The following is a 23,304-nucleotide window of genomic DNA, read 5'->3' as shown; positions in this document are numbered from 1 at the left end:
AAAGTTCCTGCGCACTCAGCGGCGTCAGGGCACAAGATATTAAAAAACAAATAAAAAACAGCTTGGAAAAAAATGCGTACATCCAAAATCATCCTTGGAACGGGTAACGCTCAAGGAGAACACGGAGGTGAGTTCAAAGACACCTATCGATTTCATTAGGTCGCGGTCAGTCGGTCCCGTCGAGAAATCTCACCCATTCCTTCCAGTGACTGAACGGCAGGCTGTGCCCCGCATTTTCGACCAGCGATACCCGCGCCTCAATCCGTTCGGCAAAGGCCAGGATCCGCTCGGGGCGAATGGACCGGTTCTGGGTCCCGTGAACGAAATGGACAGGCACATTCGCGGGTTGCAGCGTGCGGTCCCAATCCGATGCCACGAAACGGCAATCGTTTATGAAACTGTCGGATCCCGTTTCGACGTGGAAGAGGTGGCCCTGCCAGAAAAGGTCCAGCAGATGCGGATCCTGGCACGCATCCAGATCGGCGGGGGCCCCTGCAAACACGGTTTGGGCAAAGCCGCCCGGTCCGTCCCGCTTCAGTCGCTTGTCGCCGATCTTTGCCATGTAGCTCAAGAGCGAGACAGAGACACGCGGCAGGATTGCAAAAAGCTTCTGCTGCGGCGGCGCACTGGCAAAGTCCTGAAAGGATCGCATCGGTGGCTGCGCGGAAACGCAAAGGAGCTCCGACACCCGGTCTTCAAGCTGCGGAAGGCACATAAGTGCGAAGATGCTGCCGACATCAAACGCGACCAGCGAGACCTTGTCGACGTCAAGCTGATCGAGCAGCTCGCGCAGATCATGGGCATAGCGCTTCGGATCGAGCAGCAGAACGTCATGCCCATCGCTCTGTCCGTGCCAGGGCCGTGCCGGGGACAGAAACCGGATGCCGTTTTCTGCGAAGTGGCGTGCCGCGTCATTCGGCATGCGATTTCCGCAAAGACACCCGTGAAGAAACAGAACAGTCCGGCCATCGGACGCCCCCTGTTCCAGATAGTCAAGCCTGCGACCGTCCGCGAGTTCCACCTGATACCGCGCAGAGCCTGCAGCGTTGTGCAAGCCTGAAGACCTTCTGTTCGACGAAGCGGCGACGGCCTTCGCAAGATCGGTCAGTTCGCCGGTGCCGCGCGATCTCGTCTTCATGATCATCGACTTGATCTGCTGACGGACTGTCTCGACGGACCTGTTTCGCGCTTCGGCAATTTCCAAGGGCGAATGTCCACCGACAAGCAGAGACAGGACATCCGTCTCCGACGGGGTCAGTCCGTAAAGGCTCTGCATGGCAAGACTGGCACCGGGCCGCCACAGGCTCTCAACCCCGGACAGGCGCCATTCCGCACCGGCGGACGTTGTTTCGGTCTTCGTCAGAGCCAGGAGAACATGCTTCCCGGTCTCCCGTTTCGGCATTCGGATAACGGGCCAGTCGGCCAACCGGCCTGCGACGGCCTCGCGGAGCAGCTGCAGCGCATCGCCGTCGACCGGGAGGTCTTCAAGCGATGCACCCACCGCTGCTCCCAATACGGTCTCCGCAAGGCTGTTTGCCTTTGTCACCCTCAGATCTGCCCCGATGGTCAGCTCCGGGCGATCCGCCTCGACAACCGGTTTCGGCAGGTTCGACAACAACTGTTCCGCTGTTTCGAAATGCGCTTCGATATCACGCTTGCGGCGGAGAAGCTCCTTGCGGGCACCGGGGTCCGAAAGGCTGCCTTCAGCCAGATAAATCAATTCGTCAAACTTGTCCTGATCAAGAATAGCGCCGTAAGCATGCGCAATCATGTCGTCGAGCCGTTGCGGATCCGGTCCTTTTCCTGTTTCGCTCAAACCGCGTCGACGCCCCTTGCCTGCATAAATTGACGATGAAAATTCCGCCAATTTCCAAGTCGAATGTAGCGCCTGCGCCAAGGCAATCAACGTCATACCCAAATTTGGTCATGCCTGAGGGCAAGCGCCCTGCTAGCGATGAAGGGCTATGCAAATCGGGCGATGCGGGAGACGGAATGTGTTCGACGTGGATAAGGTTGATTTTGAACTGGAACACCTTACCCGCCGCGAGGTCCAGTGCCTGCAACAGCTTGCGGTCGGTGAGCGGCCACAACGGATCGCGTCGATCCTCGGAATAGCTCCCATCACGGTGGAGTTTCATATTCGCAATGCAAGACGCAAGCTGGGCGCGAAAACGAGGGAACACGCGATCGCCATCGTGATTTCCAGAGGGCTCCTGTCGGAAACGGCGCCGGAAGAGGACGCGCAGCCGACGATGTTGCCACTGAAAGCCGTCGCCTCAATCTGAGATCGTTGGTCCGCAATCAGGCGTCACATATCCCGGACCGGGCGCACGATCGCGCCTTCGGGCTTCCTTTGCGCTGAATCTTTTACCCTCCGGCTAAACAGAACAGCAACTTTTCCTGCTTTCTCACTTGACAAATTGGAACGTTCCAAGTTTTATGCATTCAACAAATTGGAACGTTCCAAATTAATCTCTCGGGAGGTATGAATGCGTTGGGCCCTGATCGGTGCGAGCCGAATTGCATCCGGATATGTCATTGATGCGATCCGTACCCAGGACGGGGCCGAGATCCTCTCGGTTCTGAGCTCGAACGCGGAAAGAGGCGCTTCCTTCGCACAGGAAAATGCCATTCCGGAAAGCTTCACCGATCTGGACGCGCAGTTGGCGGATGAAACGGTCGACGCCGTCTACATCTCCACCACGAACGAAAAACACCATCCGCAGGCGATGGCGGCGATTGCCGCAGGCAAGCACGTCCTGTGCGAAAAACCACTGGCGATGACGCTTGAAGATGCAGTCGAGATGGTGAAGGCAGCGCGTGACAAGGGCGTTGTGTTCGCGACAAACCACCACCTGCGCAATGCCGGCTCGCACCTCGCCATAAGGGACCTGATCTCTTCCGGCCGGATCGGCAGGGTTCTGAGCGCGCGCGTCTTCCATGCGGTCAATTTGCCCGAGCACCTGCGCGGCTGGCGCATCAACGATGCGGCCGCAGGCGGTGGCGTCATCCCGGACATCGTTGTGCATGATGCCGATACGATCCGCTTCCACCTTTCAGAGGACCCGGTCGACGTGGTGGCCAAAGCCGGCACGTCCGGAATGGGCGAAGGCGTTGAAGACAGCGTCATGTCTGTCTGGTCCATGCCCTCAGGCGCCATGGTACAGACCCACGAAAGCTTCACCCACGGGTTCGCCGGCACCGGCATTGAGTTTCACGGCACCGAAGGGTCGATCTTTGCGCGCAACGTCATGACCCAACAGCCGATTGGCGAGATCAGGCTCGTTGACGGCAGCGGCGAACGCGAAATCCCGTTCCAGACCCACAATCTCTATCACCGCGCGCTCGGCCTCTTCACCGATGCTGCCCGCGGAAACGGCGCGCCGTCTGCTGACGGCGTCGATGGCATCAAGTCCCTGGCCGTTGCCCATGCCGTTCGCCTGGCCGCACGGAGCGGCAAGACCGAACGCGTCGACTACGGAGGGTTCTGACCCATGTCATCCAAGATTGTCCCTGTTGAAGAAGCTGTCGCGCAAATCGCCGACAATGCCGTGGTCACGGTTTCCTCTTCCTCCGGCCTCGGGTGCCCCGACAAAGTTCTTCAAGCCATTGGCGAGAGGTTCGCGGCGGAGGGGCACCCGAGGAACCTGACGACGATCCACCCGATTGCTGCCGGTGACATGTACGGGATCAAGGGGATCGACCACATCGCCAGAGACGGCCTTCTGTCGACGATCATCGCGGGCTCCTATCCCTCTGGCCCCTCTTCTCTTCCCATGCCGGACATCTGGCAGATGCTGGTCGACAACCGGGTCGCTGCCTACAACGTTCCCTCCGGCATCCTGTTCGACATGCACCGGGACGTGGCCGCACGCCGTCCGGGCGTCATGACCAAGGTCGGGCTCGACACGTTCGTCGACCCGATCCGCCAGGGCTGCGCCATGAACGACGTCGCGGCCGGAAAGCCGATCGTTTCTAGAATTGAATTTGGCGGCGAGACCTGGCTACACTTCCCCAACATTGTTCCCGATGTCGCCATCATCCGGGCGACCACGGCTGACGAGCGCGGCAATCTCACCTATGAGCACGAGGGGGCCTATCTCGGCGGGCTGGAACAGGCGATAGCCGCGCGCAACCATGGCGGCCTCGTCATTGCGCAGGTCAAGCGTGTGACCGCGTCCGGTTCCCTGCGGCCGCATGACGTCCGTGTGCCCGGACACCTGGTCGACCTCGTGGTCGTGGACCCGGACCAGCGCCAGACCACCGAGACCGACTATGATCCGGCAATCTCCGGCGAGATCATGCGCCCGTGGTCGAGCTTTTCCCTGGCAGAGCACGGCATTGAGAAAGTCGTTGCAAGACGCGCAGCCATGGAACTGAGCAGGGGTCAGACCGCCAATCTCGGCTTCGGCATTTCCGCCATGGTCCCGCGCGTTCTTCTGGAGGCCGGACAGGAACAGGCGGTCACCTGGGCGATTGAGCAGGGAGCGACAGGCGGCATGCCGCTGACGGGCTTTGCTTTCGGCTGCGCCTCCAACGCCGATGCCTACATGCCCTCCCCGCAACAGTTCACATATTTTCAGGGCGGCGGCTTCGACGTCTCCTTCCTGTCCTTCCTGGAAATCGACCTGGACGGCAATGTCAACGTTTCCAAGCTCGGCAAGAAACCTTACCTCACGGCCGGATGCGGCGGTTTTGTCGACATCACCGCAAATGCCGGGAAGATCGTTTTCTCCGGTCTCTTTGAAGCCGGTGCCGACCTTGACTTGTCCGACGACCGGCTGACCGTGAAGTCTCCGGGCAAATTCACCAAGATGGTGGATGAGGTCGAGCACGTCACCTTCTCCGGCCGCCGCGCACGGGAACTCGGGCAAGAGGTTCTTTATGTCACCGAGCGCTGCGTCATCCAGCTGACCGAGAGCGGACTGCTGGCAACCGAGATCATGCCTGGCATCGACCCGCAGCGTGACATCGTCGACGCTTCCTCGGGCCGGGTCCGGCTCGCAAACGACCTCAAGGAAATGCCGAAAGCGCTGTTGCGGCGTGAAGCGATGGAGCTGCACCTGTGAGCGCGCTTCATCTCATCGTCGACGGTCCGATTGCTGAAATCAGGCTGGACAATCCGGCAAAGCTCAACGCCTTCACCACCGACATGCTGGCGGCGATCGAGCCTCATTGCGCAATGATCGAGAAAGACCCGGCCATTCGGGCGGTCGTCATCAGCGCAGAGGACGCAAAGGCCTTTTGCGCGGGCGCGGATATCATTGCCTGGTCGGAACTCGGCCCATGGGACTTTGCCCGGCACTGGGTGCGCGAAGGTCATCGGCTGTTCGATCGCGTTGCCCGCCTCTCCAAGCCGACGGTTGCTGCCATAGGCGGGCAAGCCTTCGGCGGCGGGCTGGAGTTCGCCGCGACCGCCGATATCCGCGTCATGGCGCCCAAGGCAACCCTGGCCCTTCCCGAGGCGTCCGTCGGGATCGTACCGGGCTGGTCGGGGACGCAGCGCCTGATCCGCCTTCTGGGTGAACCGGTTGTGAAGGAAATGGCCTTGTTTGGCCGGCGGATTTCCGCCGAGCGCGCCCACGCTCTTGGCTTTGCCGCAGAGCTGGCCGACGACCCGCGTGCCAAGGCCTTCGAGCTGGCGGAGGCTTTGGCAACCAAGTCCCCGTGCGCAATTGAAGTTGCCAAATACATGATCCACGCGGCTGCCGGAGAAGACCGCAGCGCGATGATCGAAGCGCTTGGTGCCGGCATGATCGGCCCGACGGCAGACCGCGAAGAAGGCGTCACCGCCTTCCGTGAAAAACGCAAACCGGATTTTCCTGGGAAATAGAAATGACTGATCTGAACGTCGTCTCCATCAGCGAAGCAAAGATTCCAGCCGAGCCTTTCGTCGCCCGCCACCTGATCGACGGTGCCTGGCGTGTCAGCACGGATGCGGCGACTTTCGAAAGGACATCTCCGTCGCACGGGTCCGTTGTGACAATCGCCAGCAAGGGCGGCAAGGCTGACGCGGACGCCGCGATCGCCGCGGCGCGGCTGGCCTTCGACAAGGGACGCTGGTCACGCACGAGCGGCAAGGACCGCGCGACGCTTCTGCTGAAAGTCGCGGACCTGATCGATCGCGAGAGAGAGCGGATCGCTCTCATGGAAACGCTGGAATCCGGCAAGCCGATCAGCCAGGCGAAAGCCGAGATCGAGGGCGCGGCGGACATCTGGCGCTTTGCCGCCTCGCTTGCACGAACAATGCATGGCGAAAGCCACAACTCGCTCGGAAGCGATTATCTCGGCCTGGTGCTCAAGGAACCCATCGGTGTGGTTTCCATCATCACGCCCTGGAATTTTCCGTTTCTGATCGTCTCCCAGAAGCTTCCCTTCGCACTCGCAGCGGGCTGCACGGCGGTAATCAAGCCCTCCGAGATGACACCGGCAACGACCGTCATCATGGGTGAACTGCTGCTTGAAGCCGGTATTCCCGCCGGTGTGGTGAATATCGTTCTCGGGTACGGCGATCCGGTCGGAACGGCGATGACCCAGGACAGGCGCGTCGACATTGTCACCTTCACCGGATCGACAGGTGTCGGCAAGGCCATTGTCAGGGCTGCGGCCGGCACGTTGAAGAAAGTGTCCCTTGAACTCGGCGGCAAGAACCCGCAGGTGATCTTTCCCGATGCCGATCTTGAAAACGCCGCAGACGCGGTCGCGTTCGGCGTTTACTTCAATGCAGGTGAATGCTGCAATTCCGGCTCCCGCATCATTGTGCACGAGGACATCGCTGACGCGTTCGTGGCGCGGACGATCGCGCTGTCGCGCAAGGTTCCGTTCGGCGATCCGCTGGACCCGTCGACCAAGGTCGGTGCGATCATAACCCCTGAGCATCAGAAAAAGATCGACACCTATGTTCAGGACGCCAGGACAGCCGGCGCTGACGTGCCGCTCGGTGGCGGCGCGCTCGATGTACCGGGCCTGAACGGCCAGTTCTACCAGCCGACGATCGTCACGAATGTGGCCAGTTCCATGGCCATCGCGCGCGAGGAAGTCTTCGGCCCGGTCCTTTCTGTGCTGACGTTCCGCACGCTCGATGAGGCGATCGAACTTGTGAACGATGCCGATTACGGTCTGTCCGCCGGCGTATGGAGCGAAAACGTTCACACATGTCTGGAGTTCGCCCGCCGTGCAAATGCCGGGACCATCTGGACGAACACGTGGATGGACGGCTTCGCGGAGCTTCCCTTCGGCGGCTACAAGGAAAGCGGACAGGGACGTGAACTTGGCAAATACGGCCTCGACGAGTTCCTGGAAGCGAAGACGGTCACCATGAAGATCGGCAGGTCTCGCGATCCGTGGGTGCCCGCATGACGGCCCTATCTCGAAATCGAGAAAGGTCCCTCGGGCTGCAGCAGAACCTGCAGGTCTTCGACCGGCGCGCCGGAAATACGGTCGAGAAGAACCTTGGCCATAGCCCTTCCCGTTGCACGCAGGTCTTCGTCGATCGTTTCGATACGCGGCCGAAAATGGTTGGAGATCGGCGACGCCCGCTTGGCGACAACGTCGACATCCTGCCCCTCTGCCAGTCCCATGTCATTGAGAAAGGCAAGCGTGATCAGCGCGCTGACCTCACCGACGCAGACATAACCGTCCGGTGCATCCGGGCCGGCGTGCAGGCTGCGCAGGGTCGCGGCGATGTCGTCGGGCTCGCTGTCCAGGTCGACCTCCGCCGGGATCGTCAGCTTCATGCCGTGGTCGGTCGCAGCCTGCCGCGCACCAAAGCGCAGATGCTGTCCGAACGTGTATTTCTCATTCGGCATGACGATGCAGATATGCTTGCGCCCTTTTTCAACGAGACGCGCGATCGCCATGCGCACGAAGGCCTCATTGTCGAAATCGACAAAGGGATGCGGCGTCATGAAGTCGGTGCGCCCGTGGGTGACGAACGGAAAATCGTGTTCAAGCAGGTAGCGGGCGCGGTCGTCGAAACACTCGGTTCTGGTGAACACGATCGCATCGGCCAGGGAGTGCCGGCGGATGTTGCGGATGGTTTCAAGCCGGTCGTCACCCAGGCTATCGGCGGTGATGTTGATCGAGTAGCCCGTGCCGTTGAGCCCTTCATACATGCCGCCGAGAAATTCGGAGGTAAAGCTCAGGAACTCGTGTCTCGGATTGAGCAGGAGGCTGATGACCTTGGTGCGCCCCGTGCGCAGTCTCTGGGCGGCCCGGTTCGGTACATAGCCGAGTTTGTCGGCAATCTCGGAAATACGCTTCCGGGTGGTCTCTGCAATCCTGGGATCATCGGCGAGCGCGCGCGAGACCGTTGTCACGGCAACACCCGCTTCGGCCGCTACCGTACGCAACGTCGGGCGCGTGTGCGCGTCCGCGGCACCGTCCATCGTTGTTCCAGCGTTTTTCTGCGACATGCCCGTTCCCCTCAACCAGAGGCTTGTAGCTCATACGGTTCGACAAGTCTAATCAGGGAATTTAAAACGTTGCAACAAAGAAAGATGCTGCAACGCAAAATCACAAGTTTCCAATTAAATGCATGTAAAAAAACAAAAAATTTATTCCCAAAGAGAAAAGATTTAAAGATTGACATTCACAGGGTTTGCAACGTTACAATAGGCGTTGCGTGACGAGCGAGCGCGAATGTTCGGCGCTCTTGACGACGACAGGCACGTAAAGGGAGGAAATCCATGCGTAAATTGACGATGATGACGGCGGCCGCCGCTCTTATGGCAGCAAGCACCGCCGTTAAGGCAGAAGACGTTGAAGTTCTGCACTGGTGGACATCCGGCGGCGAAGCCGCTGCGCTGAACGTCCTGAAGCAGGATCTTGAAGGTCAGGGCATCGGCTGGCAGGACATGCCGGTCGCCGGCGGCGGTGGCTCTCAGGCCATGACCGTGCTGCGCGCCCGCGTCACATCCGGCAACCCGCCCACCGCGGTACAGATGCTCGGCTTTGACATTCTCGACTGGGCCAACGAAGGCGCTCTTGCCGACCTGAACATCCAGGCCGGCCTTGAGGGCTGGGATGACGTTGTTCCCGAAGCACTGCAGCAGTTTGCCAAGCATGACGGCAAATGGGTGTCCGCACCGGTGAACGTTCACTCCACCAACTGGGTCTGGGCGAACAAGGCCGTTCTCGATGAGCTCGGCATTGCCGTTCCCACCACTTGGGACGAGTTTGTGGCAGCGCTTGAGAAGGTGAAGGCCTCCGGCAAGACCGCGATCGCACATGGCGGACAGCCTTGGCAGGACGCGACCGTTTTTGACGCCGTTGCAATGTCGACAGGCGGTCCGGACTTCTACAAGAAGGCATTCATCGACCTTGACGAGGAAACCCTCGGCTCCGACACGATGAAGGAAACCTTCGACCGTATGGCCGTGATCCGGTCTTATGTCGACGACAACTTCTCCGGCCGCGACTGGAACCTGGCGACAGCCATGGTCATCAATGGCGATGCTGCCTTCCAGATGATGGGTGACTGGGCCAAGGGTGAATTCCTGAACGCCGGCAAACAGCCTGACGCGGACTTCCTGTGCTTCCGTTTCCCGGGCACGCAGGACCAGGTCACGTTCAACGCCGACCAGTTCGCAATGTTCGCCCAGGGCTCCGAAGTCGGCAAGGAACAGGCTGCTCTTGCAACCGCGATCCTGTCACCGAGCTTCCAGTCCGCGTTCAACGTGGTCAAGGGCTCCGTCCCGGCCCGCACGGACGTGTCGAACGAAGCCTTCGACGCGTGCGGCAAGAAGGGCATGGCCGATCTGAAAAAGGCTGCCGACAGCGGCAATCTTTACGGCTCCATGGCGCACGGCCACGCCAACCCGGCTGCGGTCAAGAACGCCATGTATGATGTGATCACGGCGCATTTCAACGGCGAGTACGACAGCGCGACCGCTGTCGATGAACTCGTGACCGCCGTTCAAATCAACAAGTAAAATACCCTACGGAAAGCGGTGCATCCGCACCGCTTTCCGGCAGCTGGGGGCCTGAGATGTCTATTTCTGAAGCGGCGAACCCACGCGGTTCCGTTGTTGACAGACTGCGTGACGCTTTACCCAAAATCGTGTTGAGCCCGACCGTCGCCATCGTTGCGATCTTCGTCTACGGCTTCATCCTGTTCACGCTCTACCTGTCCTTTACCGACAGCCGGATCCTGCCGACTTTCGGATGGGTCGGCTGGAAGAACTACGAGAACCTGTTCCGCATCAGGGCGTGGGACACGGCCGTCACGAACCTCGTCATTTTCGGCGTCCTCTACATTGTCATCTGCTGCGCGCTCGGATTGCTGCTGGCAATCCTGCTCGATCAGCGTATCCGCGCGGAAGGCTTCATCCGCACGGTCTATCTCTATCCGATGGCGCTCAGCTTCATCGTGACCGGTGTTGCCTGGAAATGGTTTCTCGATCCCGGCATCGGGGTGGAGGCCGTGGTGCGCGGCTGGGGCTGGACAACGTTCGAGTTCAACTGGATCAAGGACAGCGACATGGCGATCTATACGATTGTCATAGCCGCCGTCTGGCAAACCTCCGGTTTCGTCATGGCCATGTTCCTGGCGGGACTGCGCGGGATCGACAGCGAAATGATGAAGGCGGCCCAGATCGACGGCGCGTCCACCTTCGCCCTTTACCGCCGCATCGTGATCCCGCAGCTGCGTCCGGCCTTCATGTCGGCCTTCGTGGTGCTCGCGCACATGGCGATCAAGTCCTATGACCTTGTCATCGCCCTGACCGGCGGCGGACCGGGAACGGCCACCGAACTGCCGGCAACCTTCATGTATTCCTACACGTTTACGCGAAACCAGATGGGCATCGGTGCAGCTTCCGCCGTGATCATGCTCATGACGATTGCCGCGATCATCGTGCCCTATCTGTGGTCCGAACTGAGGGAGAAGAAGTGATGGCTTCTGCAAACGCGAAAAGCTCCTTCAACCTTGCCCGCTTCGTTCTCTACACGCTGCTGGCTGTCTTCTGTATCTACTACCTGCTGCCGCTCTACGTGATGGTGGTGAACTCGCTGAAACCTCTGTCCGAGATCACCGCGGGCGGCATGATGGCATTGCCGCAGGAATGGACCTTCGCACCCTGGCTCAGCGCCTGGTCGAGCGCCCAGGTCGGTGTCGAGGCAACAGGCCTCAGGCCCTATTTCCTCAACTCCATCATCATGGTTGTCCCCGCGGTTGCCCTGTCGACCATGGTCGGCGCGCTCAATGGCTACGTCCTGACGAAGTGGACGTTCCCCGGCGCGACCATCCTGTTCGGCCTGCTGCTCTTCGGATGCTTCATTCCCTTCCAGATGGTGCTTATCCCGATGGCGCGGATGCTGGGCCTGATGGGTCTTGCCGGGTCCGTGCCGGGTCTGATCTTCGTGCACTTCGTCTACGGCATCGGCTTCTCGACGCTTTACTTCCGGAACTATTACGCCGCCTTCCCGACCGAACTGGTGCGGGCGGCTCAGATCGACGGCGCCGGCTTCTTCCGCATCTTCTGGCGCATCCTGCTGCCGTCGTCCGGACCGATCGCCGTGGTCTGCATCATCTGGCAGTTCACCAACATCTGGAACGACTTCCTGTTCGGCGCGTCTTTCTCCGATTTCGACAGTCAGCCGATGACCGTTGCGCTGAACAACCTGGTACAGTCTTCGACCGGGGTGAAGGAATACAACGTCCATTTCGCAGGCGCGATCATGGCCGCGCTGCCAACTCTCTTCGTCTACATCGTCGCGGGCCGGTACTTCGTCCGTGGCCTGATGGCCGGCTCAGTTAAAGGATAAGACAATGGGCTTTCTCGACATCAAACAGGCGACCAAGTCTTACGGAGCGGTGCAGGTTCTGCACGAAACCGACATCTCGATCGAAGAAGGCGAATTCCTCGTTCTGGTCGGGCCGTCCGGTTGCGGCAAGTCCACCCTGCTGAACATGATCGCCGGCCTTGAGGACATCACATCCGGCGAGATCGCCATTCGCGACCGGAGCATGAACGGAGTGAAACCTGCCGACCGCAACATCGCAATGGTGTTCCAGTCCTATGCGCTTTATCCGAACATGACGGTGAGCGGCAACATTTCCTTTGGCATGGAGATGCACGGCATCGAAAAGTCGGAGCGCGAAAAGCGCATCGCGCAGGTCTCCGATCTGTTGCAGATCAAGCATCTGCTCGACCGCAAACCCGGCCAGTTGTCCGGCGGTCAGCGCCAGCGTGTCGCAATGGGGCGTGCCCTTGTGCGGGAGCCGGACGTGTTCCTGTTCGATGAACCGCTCTCCAACCTGGATGCGAAACTGCGCGTCGACATGCGCACGGAAATCAAGAAACTTCACCAGAAGCTCGGAACCACGATCGTCTACGTGACCCATGACCAGATCGAGGCCCTGACGCTGTCAACGCGCATCGCAGTCATGTTCGGCGGCTATGTACAGCAGCTCGGAACGCCCAAGGAAATCTACGACAATCCGGCCAACATGTTCGTTGCCGGCTTCATGGGATCGCCGTCGATGAACCTGTTCCCTGCGAAGGTGGTCTCGGAAAACGGTCAACCGGCGGCCGAGGTCTCGCTTGCGGACGGTACCAAGGCCTCAATCCCTTTCGCCACGGACAAGCTCGCCTCGGACGTCGGACGGGACATTATTCTGGGCATCCGCCCGGAGGCGATCACCGACAGGGACGGTGCCGACAGGAACTCGCAGGCCGTTCACATTGTCGACGCGCCCGTCGAAGTCACCGAACCTGCCGGGTCTGACACGTTCGTCGTCAGCCAGATCGGCGGCAAGGACGTCACCGGCCGCTTCCGCGCTGATGTTGCCGTCAACGCCGGCGAAACGTTCCCGTTTGCCTTCAACATGGAAAAGGCGGTCGCCTTCGATCCGCAGAGCGAAAACAGGATCGCCTGACGCATGAAAGAAGCGCCGGACATCGTCATCGTCGGCAGCGGCATGGGGGGAGCCACCCTTGCTGCCGGCCTTGCGCCGTCCGGCGCCAGGATCACGATCCTGGAACGCGGGCACCGCATTCCCGACGATGCACCGGCACGCGATCCCTGGCGCATCTACACCAACAGCGCCTTCCGCTCGTCCGAGACCTGGCTTGACGAACGGGACAACCCGTTCGAACCGGGGAACTACTACAACGTCGGAGGGAACTCGAAGCTCTACGGCGCGGTTCTGATCCGCTATCGCGCACAAGACTTCGACCAGATGGAGCACTACGAGGGCGTGTCCCCGGCCTGGCCGCTTCGCTACCAGGACATCGCGCCATGGTATGAAGCCGCTGAGAAGCTTTACCAGGTCCGCGGCGACGTTTCCAGCGATCCCACGGAACCGGACCATGAGGGACCCTACCCGTTCCCGGCCGTCGCGGACGAGGACGCAATCCGGATCGCCCGCGAAAGACTGATGAAAGCCGGTGTCAAACCATTCTCGCTGCCGCTCGGCGTGGATATCGAGCAATGGCTGGCAGCAGGGAAAACCGGCTGGGACGGATACCCGGATCTCAGATGCGGCAAGATGGATGCCGAAACCTGCGGCCTTGCCGAAGCACTGGCGCATGACAACGTCAACCTCATCACCGGCGCGGAAGTCACGAGCCTCAAGGCTGATCCGGAGACACGCAAAATCAGCTCCGTCACCTTCCTGAAGGACGGTGAGGAAACCACGCTCAATCCGGCAATCGTTGCCGTTTGCGCCGGCGCTGTCCAGACGGCAGCCCTGCTGCTCAGGTCCGGAGTTGCCAACAGCTCCGATCAGGTCGGCCGCTGCTTCATGAACCACAATGCAACGGCGATGATCGCCATCGATCCAAGGTTTCGCAACGACGCCGTCTATCAGAAAACCTTCGGCATCAACGACTGGTATCTCAGCGACGGGGACGATGACAGACCGCTCGGCAATGTACAACTGCTCGGAAGGGTGACGCCCGATATCCTGAAAATCCAGGTCCCGCAGCTTCCCGGTTTTGCCGCAAGGTGGATCTCCGGCCACGCGCTCGACCTTTACCTCATCTCCGAGGACCTGCCCGATCCTGAGAGCCGGGTCGTCCTGAAAAACGGCAAGATCCAGCTGATCTGGCGCAGATCCAACATGACCGCGCACAGGAAGCTGGTGGAACGCACGAAGACCACCCTGCGCAAGGCCGGATTTCCGCTTGTGCTTTCAAGACTGTTCGACGGACGCGTGCCGTCGCATCAATGCGGCACGGCGCAACTTGGCGATGATCCGAAAACCAGCGTTCTTGATCCCGACTGCCGGTCCTGGGACCATCCGAACCTCTACGTGACCGACGCGGCGGCTCTGCCCACATCCGCCGCCGTCAATCCGGCGCTCACGGTCGCCGCCCTTGCACTCAGAACCGCCGACACCATCCGACAGGAGCTGGCAGCATGAGCAAGGTCGCTCTGGTCACCGGCGGACAGCGCGGCATCGGCCTCGCGATTTCCGCAGCGCTCGTCGAGGCAGGTTACAAGGTGGCCCTGCTTGCACAATGCGACCCCGGCGACAGCGAAGTCAGGTCCGCCCTGGAAGAGCTTGGGCCGAATGCGGCGTTCTATTCCCACGATCTTCTGAATATCGACGGCCATGTCGGCGTCGTTGGCAAGGTGGAAGCCGACCTGGGTCCGATCACGACATTCGTGTCCAATGCCGGCGTGCCGGCGAAGATTCGCGGCGACATGCTGGATGTGACAACGGACAGCTTCGATTTCGTCATGGGCGTCAATCTGAAAGGCGCGTTTTTCCTCGCGCAGGAAATTGCCCGGCGCATGCTGGACCGGCCGAGCGACAGCTACCGGTCCATGACCTTCGTCACCTCTGTCAGTGCCGAGATGATCTCCATCGAACGCGCAGAATACTGCGTCTCCAAGGCGGGTGCGTCGATGATGGCGCAACTCTTCGCGGTCCGCATGGCGCCGCATGACATCGGCGTCTTCGAGATCCGCCCCGGCGTCATCGAGACCGCACTCACAGCAGGCGTCAAGGACAAGTACACGGCCCGGATCAAGGACGGTCTCGTTCCTTCGGCCCGCTGGGGTTACCCCGCCGACATCGCCTCGACAATCCTCCCGCTCGTGGAAGGCCGGATGGCCTTTGCCACGGGCTCCGTCATCAATGTGGATGGCGGGCTTTCCATTCCACGCCTTTGAGAGACCAATATGGAAAAGGGCTACGATTTCATCATCATCGGCGGCGGCAGTGCAGGCTCTGTTCTAGCAGCGCGGCTGACGGAAAACCCGGACGTCAATGTTCTGCTGCTGGAGGCAGGCGGCCGCGACTGGCACCCGTTCTTCCACGTGCCCGCAGGCTTTGCGAAAATGACCAAGGGCATCGGGTCCTGGGGCTGGCACACCGTGCCGCAGCGGCATATGCAGGATCGGGTGTTCCGCTACACCCAGGCCAAGGTGATCGGCGGCGGATCGGCCATCAATGCTCAGATCTACACGCGCGGCAACGCGCTGGACTATGACGAGTGGCGCCAGATGGGCTGCGAAGGCTGGGGCTACGAAGATGTGTTGCCCTATTACAGGAAAGCCGAGGACAACGACACCTACGAAAACCGCTATCATGGCAAGGGTGGACCGCTTGGCGTTTCCAAGCCATGCGCACCGCTTCCGATCTGCGAAGCTTATTTCGAGGCAGCTGCCGAGCTCGGCATCCCGCGCAACGAGGATGTCACCGGTGAGAAACAGGACGGTGCCGCCTATTACCAGCTGACACAGAGAAATGCCCGTCGATCATCTGCGGCTATGGCCTATCTCGCACCCAACCGGCACCGTCCAAATCTTCACATCAGGACCGACACCCAGGTGCGCCGCATCGTCGTGGAGAACGGCATCGCCACGGGCGTCGATCTTGTTGACGGCACGTTCTTGAAGGCGGGCAGCGAAGTGATCCTGTCCTCCGGATCGATCGGATCGCCCAGGTTGCTGCAACTGTCCGGGATCGGACCTGCGGACCATCTGAAGAGCCTCGGCATCGATGTCATCTGCGATCAGCCCGAGGTCGGCGCCAATCTTCAGGATCACCTCGATCTTTATTGCATCTGTGAAGTGAGCGGTCCCTACACCTATGACCGCTACGCCAAGCTGCACTGGTCGGCGATCGCCGGCCTGCAATATCTCTTCACCAGGCGTGGGCCGGTATCATCGAGCCTGTTTGAAACAGGCGGGTTCTGGTATGCCGACCCGGAAGCCAGATCGCCGGATCTGCAATTCCACCTTGGACTCGGCACGGGCATTGAATCGGGCGTGGCGGCGATGCCGGATGGTGGCGTGACGCTGAATTCGTGTTACCTCAGACCGCGCTCGCGCGGAAGCGTGCGCCTCCAGAGCGACAACCCCAAGGACGCGCCGCTGATCGACCCGAATTACCTGGAAGATCCGCAGGACCGTGAAATGTCCATCCGCGGTCTTAAGCTGACCCAGGAAATCCTCGCCCAGGGACCGTTGAAGAAATACATCAAGGCGGAACGCCTGCCCGGCCCCGGCGTCAAGACGGACGAGGACTATTTCAACTTCATCTGTGAGCATTCCAAGACATCTCATCACCCGGCGGGGACCTGCCGGATGGGATCGGATCAAATGGCCGTGCTCGATCCAAGACTTCGCTTCAACGGGATTGCTCAACTGCGCGTCATAGACGCGTCCGTGATGCCGACCGTTGTTTCCTCCAATACCAATGCTGCGGCCATCATGATCGGTGAAAAGGGAGCCGACATGATCAAGCAGGACCACGGGTAACCCTTCATGATCAGACACATCGTCCTTATCAGGTTTAAGCCGGAAGTCGGCGAAGACATCATTCGCGGCTTTTTCCAGGAACTGCGTGAAATCCGGGAGCAGGTGTCCGGCATTCTCGACATCACGTCGGGCCGGAGCGAAAGCCCGGAACAGATCGAGCGCGGCTACATGCATGGCTTCGTCGTCGACTTCGAGGATTGGGATGCGCTGGAACGTTATCAGACGCATCCGGATCACAAGGCGCTTGGCGGCAAGCTGGTTGCAAATGCAATCGGCGGTCTGGACGGCATCCTCGTTCTCGACATCCCCACTGCGGCCTGATCACCGGCGGCACACGTTTCAGGAGTAGCCGATGCTGACCCTCCCCACGCTCGACAACCGTCTGCAAGCCTATGCGCTCACGGGCGATCCGCTGATCCCGCGCGCACCGGAATCGCCGCTGACCCGAATTGCGTTCGCGGCCGCCCATGTCGTCTCCTCGCCGCTTGCCGAACGCGATCCGTGGATCGGATCGCCCGCCGTCGACTGGGACAACACCCTCAGGTTCCGGCACTGGCTCTGGGATCAGGGCCTTGGCCTCGCCGAGGCAATGGACACTGCGCAGCGCGGCATGGGTGTCGACTGGCCGACAGCAAAGGAACTTGTCGAACGAACCATGCGTGAGGCAAAGGTCCACCCCATGAAACCGCGCGTCGCCTGCGGGGCCGGTACGGATCAAAAGCCGCGCGAAGCGTATCGCACGACGGACGACATCATCGCAGCCTACACGGAACAGATGGAAGCGATCGAGGCCGCCGGCGGCCAGGTCATCCTGATGGCCTCCCAGGCCTTTCCGGCGATAAACGCCGGAGCAGACGATTACAAGGCGGTCTACGGGACACTGCTTCGGCAATCCGCGTCACCCGTCATCCTCCACTGGCTCGGCGACATGTTCGATCCGAAGCTCACGGGCTATTGGGGATCAAGCGACGTAGCAACGGCGATGCAGACCGTTCTGGACATCATCGAAGCACACAGGGACAAGGTCGACGGCATCAAGATCTCGCTTCTTGAAAAGTCCTACGAGGAGGACCTCAGGTCCCGTTTGCCGGAAGGCGTGCTTCTGTATACCGGTGACGATTTCAACTATGCGGAGCTGATCGAGGGAGACGGCACGCGCCATTCGCACGCCTTGCTTGGTGCCTTTGCCGCTATCGCTCCTGCGGCGAGCCAGGCGCTCGAAGCCCTTGCCCGGAATGACCTGCGGACCTATCACGGCCTTTTGGAGCCGACGGTTCCGCTCAGCCGGGAGATCTTCAAGGCCCCGACCCAGTTCTACAAGGCCGGGATCGCCTTTCTTGCCTGGTTGAACGACGCGCAGAGCCACTTCATCATGCCCGGCGGTTTCCAGTCCTCGCGTGAAATAACCCACTACGCGGAGGTGTTCAGGCTTGCAGATCAGGCCCGTTTGCTGTCAAAGCCGGACAAGGCGGTCGAACGCATGAAGCTCCTGTTGAGGCTTCACGGCGTCGACTAGACAGGGAAGACGGGGCGCGCATGAAGAAAAGACCGACCATTCTGGATGTTGCGCAAGAGGCCGGTGTGTCGAAATCGACCGTTTCGCTGGTGCTTCAGAACTCTCCGCTTGTCAAACCGGCCACACGCAATGCTGTCGGCGCGGCCATCAAGAAACTCGGTTATGTCTACAACCGGTCCGCCGCCGGCCTCAGGGGAGCAGCGTCCGGCCTGATCGGTCTGATCATCAACGATCTGCGCAACCCGTTCTTCACCGAGTTCGCGGCCAGCGCCCAGATGGAATTCGCCAGGAAGGGCTATTCGACGGTGGTCGCCAACACGGATGAAGATCCCGTCATCCAGGCACAGGTGATTGCATCCATGATTGAACATGACGTCTCCGCATTCGTGATTTCACCGGCCTATGGCGGTGACGAAGACGCCTTTGCGCGGATCGAGCGCGCTGGAATTCCGACGATGCAGGTGCTCCGTCAGCTTGACGGCCGTACAGATATCTTTCCCTTTGCCTCACACAATTACGCAGCAGGGGGAGATCTCGCCACACGGCATCTCTTTGACCTGGGATGCCGGAACATCGCCTTTGTCGGCGGCCTGGAGGACAGGCCCATCACCGAAGAACGCATGTCGGGCTACAGATCCTTCATGGAGGCAAACGGCTTGCCGCCGAGAGCATTCCACGGGCGGCCCTCGCGCGCCTTCGGTCGGGATCTGGCGCTTGAGATCGCAAGAGAACATCCTGAAATCGAGGCCGCCATCTGCTTCAGCGATCTTGTTGCACTCGGGATGATCTCGGGATTTGCGGAGGCAGGCGTGGAGGTCGGCAAGGACATACGTCTGATCGGCTTTGACGACATCGAGGAAAGTTCACTTGTCTATCCGCGTCTGAGTTCGATCCGGTGCGACACCAAGCACTTCGGCCAGAGTTCTGCGCAGTCGATGCTGGCCTGGATCGTGGACGGCACACGCCCCCCCGACGTCAGACATTACGACGTCAGGCTGATAGAGCGCCAGTCGAGCATCGGGTTCGATGGATGACCGAGGCACCGCACCCGATATCCGGGACAGGCCGCACCGGCTGCGTGCCGGCTCCTGCGCAGCAGAAGGACGTGGAGCGACGTGTTTGCGAGGCCGGGGCGCTGATTTTCGATTGTGACGGCACCCTCCTGAAAACGCCTGATCTTTACGCGGCCGCCTGGCAATCGGCCTTTGCAAACGCCGGTCTTGAGATGAAAATCGATTGGTATCATGCCCGGGCAGGCATGTCCGAGCACGTGCTGCTGGCCGCGTTTGAAGCCGAAACGGGCGTTGCCATCGACCGCTCACGCGCGGTCCGGGATTTGCGGCAATACATTCTGGCGCATATGGATACGGTTGAGGAAATACCCCGGATCGCCGCGATCGCCAGGGCCAACAACGGCCTGAAGCCCATGGCCGTTGCCTCCGGCGGTTCACGCCAAATCGTGCAGGCCTCCCTTCAGGCCTCCGGCCTGCTGCACCTGTTCGAAACAGTTGTCACCATCGATGACGTCAGCAGCGCAAAGCCCGCGCCCGACCTGTTCCTCACAGCGGCAGCACGCCTTGAAGTCGACCCCCAGGCCTGTCTTGTTTTTGAAGACAGTCCGCAAGGCATCGAAGCCGCGAAAGCGGCCGACATGCGATGGATCGATGTCAATTTGCCTTTGCGCCTTCAGGCTTCGCCCTTGTCGTGAAGCGCAAAAAAAGCCGCCCGAGAGGGCGGCTTTTTGTTTTGTACCTGGCGCTGGGGCTTTCAAAGCATCCGCATCGACGGAAACGGGGTTCCTGGGCATAACCTCAACGGCCTGTCCGGAAATAATTTCCAGCACCTCCCTCCTCTCCAAAGCATAACGCAATTTCAACGCCACAACAGAGCACTATACCGCCTGGCTTTTGACTGGCGGAGTTACCAGTTTGATCTCGAGCCATCGAAACGCAACGTAAAAGACCGGTGTGAACAAAAGACCGAAAAACGTGACGCCGAGCATTCCGAAGAAGACGACGGTTCCGAGCGCCTGGCGCATTTCAGAGCCTGCGCCCTGTGCAAGAAGCAGGGGCACGACGCCGAGAATGAACGCGAACGACGTCATCAGGATCGGACGGAAGCGAAGACGTGCAGCCTCGACTGCGGCATCAATCCGCGACAGACCGCGTTCTTCGGCCTGCCGCGCGAACTCCACAATCAGGATCGCGTTTTTAGACGCAAGTCCAACCAGCACGACAAAGCCGATCTGCACCAGAATGTCGTTGTCGAAGCCTCTGAGCATGACACCTGTGATCCCGGCCAAAAGACACATCGGGACAATGAAAATGACTGCGAGCGGCAGGAAGAGGCTTTCGTACAGCGCAGCCAGAAGCAGATAGACGAAGACAACGGCAAGGGCAAAGGCGATGATTGCCGTGTTGCCCGCCAGTTTTTCCTGCAGCGTGAGACCGGTCCACTCATATCCGAAGCCGTCCGGCAGGCGCTCGTCCAATAGTGCTTCCAGTGTGGCGATCGCCTGCCCCGTTGACACACCGGGAAGCGTCGCCCCCTGCACGGAGGCTGCGGGAAAGAGATTGTAGCGCGCGACACGGTAAGGGCCCGTCTGCTGTTCGAGAACTGAAACCGAACCGATCGGCACCATGCTGCCATTGTCGGACCGGGTCCGCAGATCGAGGACGTCCTGCGGATCATCCCGGAAATGCCCCTCCGCCTGCGCCGTCACCCTGTAGGTCCTGCCAAGGAAATTGAAGTCGTTCACAAACGCCGATCCAAGATAGACCTGCAGCGTTTCGAACAAGCGATCAGGCGGCACGCCCAGTTCCTCCGCCTTGACGCGATCGATATCTGCAAACAGCTTCGGTGTCGCCGTGTTGAAGAGCGAGAAAACCTGCGAAAGGCCTGGAGTCTGGTTTGCCGTCTGCACCACGTCCAGCGTCACTGTTTCCAGCGCGCGCAGGCCGCGGCCGCGCTCGTCTTGAAGGTAAAGCGTCCATCCGCCGGCATTGCCAATCCCCTGGATGGGTGGCGGCGCGATGACAAAAAGGACCGCATCGGTGATGCTGGAGAGTTCGGCAAACGCCCGGCCAATCAGCACATCATTGGTCAGCCCCTTCGGCAGACGCTCTTCAAACGGATCAGTCACAACGAAAATCGCGCCCGCATTCGGCGCGTTCGTGAATGTCGCGCCATCAAGACCGGCAAAGGCGACTGTATGCGAAAACCCATCCATGCTGCGCAACAAATCGCTGGCCTCGCGTATGACGGCATCCGTGCGCGTCAGCGATGCCCCTGCAGGCAATTGCACAACGGTGATGAGGTAGCCCTGGTCCTGATCGGGAATGAACCCGGCCGGTGCCCTGTTGAACTGGAAATAGGCTGCATACATCAGACCGGCATAGATCAGCAGCATCAGGATCGTGACCTTCACCAGACGGCACACAAGCCACGCGTAAGCAGCTGCAAGCCTGTCAAAAACCCAGTTGAAGCCCCGGCCGAAGGCCCGGAACGGGATCCCGGCGACCGACCAGATCCGGGCTAACACACCCGACGGTGCCCGGGTGGTCTTGTCTTTCAAAAGGAGTGCCGACAGTGCCGGCGACAAGGTCAATGCGACGGTTACCGAAATCGCCGTGGCAGCAGCAATGGTGATGGCGAACTGGCGCATGAACTGGCCGGTGATACCTTCGATGAAGGCAGCCGGAATGAACACGGCGGAGAGCACAAGGCCGATGGAAATCAGGGCACCGCTCACTTCCGACATTGTCTTGTGGGCGGCCTCGCGGGCAGTGAACCCCTCTTCGATGTACCGCTCGACATTTTCAACGACCACGATCGCGTCATCCACGACGATACCGATGGCCAGAACCAATCCGAACAGGGTCAGATTGTTGAGAGAAAACCCGAAGACCTGCATAACGAAAAAGGTGCCGATCAAGGATACGGGTATTGCCAGGATCGGGATGATCGACGCGCGAAGAGACTGAAGGAAGACAACAATCACCAGGACGACCAGAATGACCGCTTCTTCGATCGTCACATAAACCTGTTCGACGGACTCCTCGATATACTCCGTCGGGTTGTAGATGATGTCGAACTCTATGCCCGGCGGGAACTCCTCGGACAGTGCCTCGATCAGCCGGATCACTTCCTCAGCCGTCTCAAGCGCATTGGATCCGGGCCTTTGAAATATACCGATCGGCAATGCCGTGAATTCGTCGAGATACCCGTTGGTGCTGTAATCTTGGGCGCCGAGTTCGACCCGGGCGACATCACGCACGCGGATCTTCCGCCCGTTCGCGTCAGCGCTGATGACAATATCCTCGAACTGCTCAGGATCGACCAGACGTCCAAGGGTCTCAATGTTCAGCTGAAAGGCCCCGGGATCGTCGACCGGCAGCTGGTTCAATGCCCCCGAGGCGACCTGAATGTTGTTGGTTCGCAACGCGTTCACAACCTCGCCAACCGTGAGATTCCGGGCGGCGATCTGGTCCGGGTCAAGCCAGATGCGCATCGAATATGCCCGTTCGCCGAACACAGTAGCCTGGCCGACACCGTCAATCCTGAGCAGACGATCGACAATCTGGGTGCGGGCGTAGTTTGAGATGTAAAGCTGGTCCCGGCTTCCATCCGGCGAGAGCAGATGGACCACCATCATCAGGCTGGGGGAGTTCTGCTGTGTCTGGATGCCGAGGCGCCGGACATCCTCGGGCAACCGCGGTTCGGCAATCGCAACACGATTTTGCACCAGCACCTGTGCCTGATCGATGTCCGTTCCCAGTTCAAAGGTGATCGTCAGCACCATCCGGCCATCACTGGTCGACTGGCTGAGCATGTAGAGCATGTTCTCAACACCGTTGATTTCCTGTTCCAGCGGGGTTGCGACCGTGTCTGCGATGACTTCGGACGATGCCCCGGGATACAGCGCCGTGACCTGGATCGTCGGAGGAACGACATCGGGATAGGCAGCAACCGGCAACCGCAGATAGGAAACGAAACCGATCAGTGCGATGAGGATGGAAATGACCGTTGCGAAAATCGGGCGATCAACGAAAAAGTTCTTCTTCTCCATAAGA

Annotated in this window: 19 protein-coding genes; 16 read left to right on the top strand and 3 right to left on the bottom strand. The window is 60.2% G+C overall.

Annotated features, from left to right (window positions below; genetic code table 11):
* Window positions 1-166: 166 nt before the first annotated feature.
* Complete coding sequence (locus RBB49_RS20415) at window positions 167-1,816, bottom strand: alpha/beta fold hydrolase (RefSeq protein ID WP_306144735.1); 1,650 nt, start codon at window positions 1,814-1,816, stop codon at window positions 167-169.
* Window positions 1,817-1,994: 178 nt separating this feature from the next.
* On the opposite strand from RBB49_RS20415, the gene RBB49_RS20410 reads away from it, so the two are divergent.
* The 5 genes from RBB49_RS20410 (at window position 1,995) to RBB49_RS20390 (ending at window position 7,359) form a co-directional block, all read left to right on the top strand.
* Window positions 1,995-2,285 carry a helix-turn-helix domain-containing protein gene (locus tag RBB49_RS20410; protein WP_306144734.1) on the top strand — a complete coding sequence of 97 codons (291 nt, stop codon included), beginning with the start codon at window positions 1,995-1,997 and terminating at the stop codon, window positions 2,283-2,285.
* A gap of 204 nt (window positions 2,286-2,489) precedes the next feature.
* Window positions 2,490-3,491 (top strand): Gfo/Idh/MocA family protein, encoded by a 1,002-nt coding sequence (locus RBB49_RS20405; RefSeq protein ID WP_306144733.1) that lies wholly within the window; start codon window positions 2,490-2,492, stop codon window positions 3,489-3,491.
* Window positions 3,492-3,494: 3 nt separating this feature from the next.
* Window positions 3,495-5,069: an acyl CoA:acetate/3-ketoacid CoA transferase gene (locus RBB49_RS20400; RefSeq protein WP_306144732.1), complete on the top strand. Its 1,575-nt coding sequence runs from the start codon at window positions 3,495-3,497 to the stop codon at window positions 5,067-5,069.
* On the top strand, window positions 5,066-5,833 hold the full coding sequence (locus RBB49_RS20395) for an enoyl-CoA hydratase/isomerase family protein (protein WP_306144731.1): 768 nt from the start codon (window positions 5,066-5,068) through the stop codon (window positions 5,831-5,833). The genes RBB49_RS20400 and RBB49_RS20395 overlap by 4 nt, the downstream gene beginning before the upstream one ends.
* A gap of 2 nt (window positions 5,834-5,835) precedes the next feature.
* Window positions 5,836-7,359 (top strand): aldehyde dehydrogenase family protein, encoded by a 1,524-nt coding sequence (locus RBB49_RS20390; protein ID WP_306144730.1) that lies wholly within the window; start codon window positions 5,836-5,838, stop codon window positions 7,357-7,359.
* A 5-nt stretch (window positions 7,360-7,364) separates the two neighbouring features.
* Here RBB49_RS20390 and RBB49_RS20385 read toward each other — a convergent pair whose 3' ends face one another.
* Window positions 7,365-8,414: a substrate-binding domain-containing protein gene (locus RBB49_RS20385; protein WP_306144729.1), complete on the bottom strand. Its 1,050-nt coding sequence runs from the start codon at window positions 8,412-8,414 to the stop codon at window positions 7,365-7,367.
* Between the two features lie 273 nt (window positions 8,415-8,687).
* Between RBB49_RS20385 and RBB49_RS20380 the strand changes: the two genes are divergently transcribed.
* The 11 genes from RBB49_RS20380 to RBB49_RS20330 are packed head-to-tail and all read left to right on the top strand — an operon-like array spanning window position 8,688 to window position 19,940.
* Entirely contained in the window at window positions 8,688-9,932 is a 1,245-nt protein-coding gene (locus tag RBB49_RS20380; RefSeq protein ID WP_306144728.1) for an ABC transporter substrate-binding protein, read from the top strand.
* 56 nt (window positions 9,933-9,988) lie between these two features.
* Window positions 9,989-10,894 carry a carbohydrate ABC transporter permease gene (locus tag RBB49_RS20375; protein ID WP_306144727.1) on the top strand — a complete coding sequence of 302 codons (906 nt, stop codon included), beginning with the start codon at window positions 9,989-9,991 and terminating at the stop codon, window positions 10,892-10,894.
* Window positions 10,894-11,766 carry a carbohydrate ABC transporter permease gene (locus RBB49_RS20370; RefSeq protein ID WP_306144726.1) on the top strand — a complete coding sequence of 291 codons (873 nt, stop codon included), beginning with the start codon at window positions 10,894-10,896 and terminating at the stop codon, window positions 11,764-11,766. The genes RBB49_RS20375 and RBB49_RS20370 overlap by 1 nt, the downstream gene beginning before the upstream one ends.
* Window positions 11,767-11,770: 4 nt before the next feature.
* Window positions 11,771-12,880, top strand: a complete 1,110-nt coding sequence (locus RBB49_RS20365; protein ID WP_306144725.1) for an ABC transporter ATP-binding protein — start codon at window positions 11,771-11,773, stop codon at window positions 12,878-12,880.
* A 3-nt stretch (window positions 12,881-12,883) separates the two neighbouring features.
* Window positions 12,884-14,368, top strand: a complete 1,485-nt coding sequence (locus RBB49_RS20360; RefSeq protein WP_306144724.1) for a GMC oxidoreductase — start codon at window positions 12,884-12,886, stop codon at window positions 14,366-14,368.
* Window positions 14,365-15,123 (top strand): 3-ketoacyl-ACP reductase, encoded by a 759-nt coding sequence (locus tag RBB49_RS20355; protein ID WP_306144723.1) that lies wholly within the window; start codon window positions 14,365-14,367, stop codon window positions 15,121-15,123. Before RBB49_RS20360 ends, RBB49_RS20355 begins: the two co-directional genes overlap by 4 nt.
* Window positions 15,124-15,132: 9 nt before the next feature.
* The gene (locus RBB49_RS20350; RefSeq protein WP_306144722.1) at window positions 15,133-16,716 is read left to right on the top strand and encodes a GMC family oxidoreductase; all 1,584 of its coding nucleotides are present in this window, start codon (window positions 15,133-15,135) and stop codon (window positions 16,714-16,716) included.
* Window positions 16,717-16,722: 6 nt separating this feature from the next.
* Complete coding sequence (locus tag RBB49_RS20345) at window positions 16,723-17,037, top strand: Dabb family protein (protein WP_306144721.1); 315 nt, start codon at window positions 16,723-16,725, stop codon at window positions 17,035-17,037.
* Window positions 17,038-17,068: 31 nt separating this feature from the next.
* Window positions 17,069-18,232 (top strand): dihydrodipicolinate synthase family protein, encoded by a 1,164-nt coding sequence (locus RBB49_RS20340; RefSeq protein ID WP_306144720.1) that lies wholly within the window; start codon window positions 17,069-17,071, stop codon window positions 18,230-18,232.
* Between the two features lie 20 nt (window positions 18,233-18,252).
* Window positions 18,253-19,266, top strand: a complete 1,014-nt coding sequence (locus RBB49_RS20335) for a LacI family DNA-binding transcriptional regulator (protein WP_306144719.1) — start codon at window positions 18,253-18,255, stop codon at window positions 19,264-19,266.
* Window positions 19,263-19,940, top strand: coding sequence for an HAD family phosphatase (locus tag RBB49_RS20330; RefSeq protein WP_306144718.1), 678 nt, complete (start codon window positions 19,263-19,265; stop codon window positions 19,938-19,940). The genes RBB49_RS20335 and RBB49_RS20330 overlap by 4 nt, the downstream gene beginning before the upstream one ends.
* 183 nt (window positions 19,941-20,123) lie before the next feature.
* On the opposite strand, the gene RBB49_RS20325 is transcribed toward RBB49_RS20330, so the two are convergent.
* Window positions 20,124-23,300, bottom strand: coding sequence for an efflux RND transporter permease subunit (locus RBB49_RS20325; RefSeq protein WP_306144717.1), 3,177 nt, complete (start codon window positions 23,298-23,300; stop codon window positions 20,124-20,126).
* Between the last annotated feature and the right edge of the window lie 4 nt (window positions 23,301-23,304).

Source organism: Roseibium sp. MMSF_3412 (assembly GCF_030733265.1).
In the GTDB taxonomy this organism is placed as follows: Bacteria; Pseudomonadota; Alphaproteobacteria; order Rhizobiales; family Stappiaceae; genus Roseibium.
This window is presented reverse-complemented; position numbering and strand designations above follow the sequence as displayed.

Bases quoted from the DNA above. Each gene is read 5' to 3' on its own strand.
- RBB49_RS20405 (WP_306144733.1), top strand. From the start codon at position 2,490: ATGCGTTGGGCCCTGATCGGTGCGAGCCGAATTGCATCCGGATATGTC.
- RBB49_RS20400 (WP_306144732.1), top strand. From the start codon at position 3,495: ATGTCATCCAAGATTGTCCCTGTTGAAGAAGCTGTCGCGCAAATCGCC.
- RBB49_RS20390 (WP_306144730.1), top strand. From the start codon at position 5,836: ATGACTGATCTGAACGTCGTCTCCATCAGCGAAGCAAAGATTCCAGCC.
- RBB49_RS20385 (WP_306144729.1), bottom strand. From the start codon at position 8,414: ATGTCGCAGAAAAACGCTGGAACAACGATGGACGGTGCCGCGGACGCG.
- RBB49_RS20380 (WP_306144728.1), top strand. From the start codon at position 8,688: ATGCGTAAATTGACGATGATGACGGCGGCCGCCGCTCTTATGGCAGCA.
- RBB49_RS20375 (WP_306144727.1), top strand. From the start codon at position 9,989: ATGTCTATTTCTGAAGCGGCGAACCCACGCGGTTCCGTTGTTGACAGA.
- RBB49_RS20370 (WP_306144726.1), top strand. From the start codon at position 10,894: ATGGCTTCTGCAAACGCGAAAAGCTCCTTCAACCTTGCCCGCTTCGTT.
- RBB49_RS20365 (WP_306144725.1), top strand. From the start codon at position 11,771: ATGGGCTTTCTCGACATCAAACAGGCGACCAAGTCTTACGGAGCGGTG.
- RBB49_RS20360 (WP_306144724.1), top strand. From the start codon at position 12,884: ATGAAAGAAGCGCCGGACATCGTCATCGTCGGCAGCGGCATGGGGGGA.
- RBB49_RS20355 (WP_306144723.1), top strand. From the start codon at position 14,365: ATGAGCAAGGTCGCTCTGGTCACCGGCGGACAGCGCGGCATCGGCCTC.
- RBB49_RS20350 (WP_306144722.1), top strand. From the start codon at position 15,133: ATGGAAAAGGGCTACGATTTCATCATCATCGGCGGCGGCAGTGCAGGC.
- RBB49_RS20345 (WP_306144721.1), top strand. From the start codon at position 16,723: ATGATCAGACACATCGTCCTTATCAGGTTTAAGCCGGAAGTCGGCGAA.
- RBB49_RS20340 (WP_306144720.1), top strand. From the start codon at position 17,069: ATGCTGACCCTCCCCACGCTCGACAACCGTCTGCAAGCCTATGCGCTC.
- RBB49_RS20335 (WP_306144719.1), top strand. From the start codon at position 18,253: ATGAAGAAAAGACCGACCATTCTGGATGTTGCGCAAGAGGCCGGTGTG.
- RBB49_RS20330 (WP_306144718.1), top strand. From the start codon at position 19,263: ATGACCGAGGCACCGCACCCGATATCCGGGACAGGCCGCACCGGCTGC.
- RBB49_RS20325 (WP_306144717.1), bottom strand. From the start codon at position 23,300: ATGGAGAAGAAGAACTTTTTCGTTGATCGCCCGATTTTCGCAACGGTC.